This window comes from Mesorhizobium sp. M0045, assembly GCF_040323385.1.
GTDB lineage: Bacteria > Pseudomonadota > Alphaproteobacteria > Rhizobiales > Rhizobiaceae > Mesorhizobium.
In genome coordinates, this window is record NZ_JAMYUY010000058.1 from 1 (window position 1) to 3,086 (window position 3,086).

The 3,086-nt window shown below is 57.5% G+C and carries 2 protein-coding genes; both read left to right on the plus strand.

The annotated features are described in order from the left end of the window. Positions 1-302: transposase domain-containing protein (locus NKJ72_RS30790; protein ID WP_352480780.1), on the plus strand; the 302-nt coding region annotated here is incomplete at its 5' end. Between the two features lie 1,043 nt (positions 303-1,345). Continuing rightward, a complete protein-coding gene (gene panD / locus NKJ72_RS30795) occupies positions 1,346-1,801 on the plus strand; it encodes an aspartate 1-decarboxylase (RefSeq protein WP_352480781.1) in 456 nt (151 codons plus the stop codon). Positions 1,802-3,086 lie beyond the last annotated feature (1,285 nt).

The following is a 3,086-nucleotide window of genomic DNA, read 5'->3' on the forward strand; positions in this document are numbered from 1 at the left end:
CCGGCGTCCGAAATACGGATGCCAACGATAATGGACTTCGACCTCCTGCCCAACATGGGCAGAATGACCCCGAGATTGCGCTCAACCGAAAGAACGCTCTCTTCGCGGGCTCTGACGGCGGCGCGGAGCATTGGGCGGTGATCGCTTCGCTGATCGAAACCTGCAAGCTGAACAACGTCGAGCCGCTCGGCTACCTCGCCAACGTCCTCACCAGGATCGTCAATGGCCACCCCAACAGCCTGATCGACGACCTGCTGCCCTGGGCCTACATCTGTGCGCCCGAAACCAGGGCCGTGGCCTGAGAACAGCGCTTACCCAGAAGCAGCACGAAGGTAGTTTTGATACGGTCGTTCAATTGCAACCAACGTTTGAGCACCGGCTTTACGATGGCGGCAGTTGGCGGCCCGTCACGGAAGTCCGTCATCCTCAGGATTTTCGTGAGGCGACGTCACTTTCGGCAACTTGGAACCAAAGATGGCCTCAGGCTGAGTACTGCGGTGCATATTACAAGGCGGGCAACAGGTCGGGTACAGCTTTGAGGCTGACCCGCGCGACGTCGTCGATATCCTGCTAGACGCTCGTCGGGGCGAGCAGTCTTCCGACTTCTGCATCGTAACTACTACGGGCACGAGCCCGGAGATTGAGCGTAACCGTATCTCCGGACGCCGATAGGCGCTGACATGTTCGACGCAATCGGCAAGGAACCACGGGTCCCTGACCAACGGCTGACGGGAGCGATTCACAAGATGAATAGACCACCGTCGAGGTAGCGGGCCCCCGGTCGAATTGCCTCCGCTTGCCCTGACACCGTCACTTCTCCCCCGTCTCCGAAGTCAATCTACAGCGTCTCGAAACGGCACCATCTGAGACACCCTCCTGTCGTTTTGTTGGGTGAGCGATACAGGCCTGTGAACCAAATCTCTTGTTTGGCCTCAGGCAAAATAGCTGAAAAGCAGCCAGATAGTTTTTCCTTAGCTCGCTGAACATAATTGGCACGAGGTTTGCGGTGTTGGTCGCGAGGCGGCGGAAGGTGCCGACTTGCATTCATGTCGTCGCTGAAATCGCAATCGAAGGAATGGAACATGTCAGGTCTGCGTCGGATCTTATCCTACCGGAAGAGGGAATCGGTTGACCATCAATGCCTCCGTCTCATAACCGGCCAACCTGCGCCTGACCGACTTCGCCTGCTGGCGTACTATGGCTGCGATCTCCATCGTGATTACCGGTCCGTGTTGAAAGCAGCCTTCGATCTATTACACAATATCGATCCATCCCGTACCTGGAACTGAGACACTCCAGTCGCTGGTCGACGCAGCGACCCATAGCCGAAAGAGGAAACCTGTAGATGAGAAAAGTCGTTGCCGCCAAGCTTCATGGCATCATTGTGACCGACGCGGATCTGAACTACCACGGCTCAATAACTCTGGATCCAGATCACTGCGATGAGGCGGGTATCCTTCCGCTGGAGTTCGTTGAGATTTGGAATAAGACCTCAGGCGCGCGTATCAGCACGTACGTCATTTACGGCGAGAGGGGTTCTCGTTGCTGTGTGCTGAACGGAGCCGCAGCTCGTACCTGTCAGGTCGGAGATGAGATAATTGTTTGCTCCTCCATATATATCGAGGGGCATCAGATCGCCGAGATCAAACCGCGAGTGCTGACGTTCGACCGGGACAATTCTGTCCGTGACCGTATGTTCTACGATAGTAGGATCAATGAAGACGGAACTATGACGTTCGCGGTTCGGGAGGGTTCTCCCAGCGGTAACGCCCTAAAGGTCCCGAGCCGGGCCAATCAATGATAGCTCATGGGGGCGGACTAGGCGGGGCGTACTCGCCCGTCTCGTCCCCTGATAGGCTCCAGCCACGGGTGCTTGATGTCCTCGACGCTTCCTTCAGACATCACCTCGCCGCAATGCCTGTTCCGCTTGATCATTCGGCAAACCAAGTTCCACAAGAACCGCTTTGCCGCCGCTGTACCCCACAACACGGGAGGAGATCCGAGTTGCTGGCGTGTCGCCGGTTCGGACCTTGAACAGCGCGCTGTTCGTTTCCACCACGGGAGTTCCAGCTCGCGCGATCGATCGGCCTGCGCGGGAAACCCGGCTGACCGGACCCCGCATTCACGATCTCCGGCTGGCGAGCGTCGTCATTCGCCTCCGTGTTGCCGGTGTTCGGTGTTCAGTTGAAGACATCTGTGTTCAGAACCTGACACCCCGAGGCTCAAGTATTCTGCAGTTGCGGCGGCAAACACATGGTTTTCCTCTCGCGTTCGCACAACGTTGTCTGTGGCAAGCCAATTGCGTTGGACACGGTGGAGGATCCGTTGCGACGATAGCGTTCTTCGGCCGAGGCTAGCCAGATGAAGCTCGCTCCAATGATCCAAATCGATGCGATTGATGCGGCACTGCTGAGTGTGTCCCTCCAATTAAAGCTTTGCCGCGTTCGTCGCGGGTGCCGCTGTCAATCCTCCAGCAGCGGCTTTGGCCATCCAGATGGGGTACAGCTTGCGGCGAGCTCGACGAAAGGGCCGTGCAGTCGGCTTTGGATGCGTTTGGCAAAAGGGCGTTGACCCGCCAAGGCCTGACATACCGCAGCCCGGCTACTCGTTTGGCAGCAAGTGGTGGCTGACTCACAATGAGCTAAAGCGTGTTCGAAGCCGGAGCATGCACAGCCAGCGCCTGCATGTCGCGCCGAAGGCGGTGGGTGGTCGCTTCTCGTCGTGCTCGGTGGCGTCCAGTGCGGGCAACGATCTGATCACTATGCTGCAGATGTCGGCACTGGGCAGGATGCTCTGCGCATAGCCGGCACGACGAGCAAGCTCGGAATTGCGTGCTCCGCCTAGAGCGCATGGCGCACGCCGGCGCTGTGATCCTCGTGTCGTGTGAGGACTAGCGGGGCCTTGCCATCGTGTAGATCGTCTCGGACGCGGGAATGGCGAATCGATAAAGTAGAACGGATTTCGGTTTCAAGTTAGCCCATGGGAAAACTATGAATGATATTTCTCACGAAGACCGTCACTCTGCGATTCAGCGAGATGGTGGCTTTGATACGGTCGGGTCGATAGAAACGAATGTTGCAAACGGT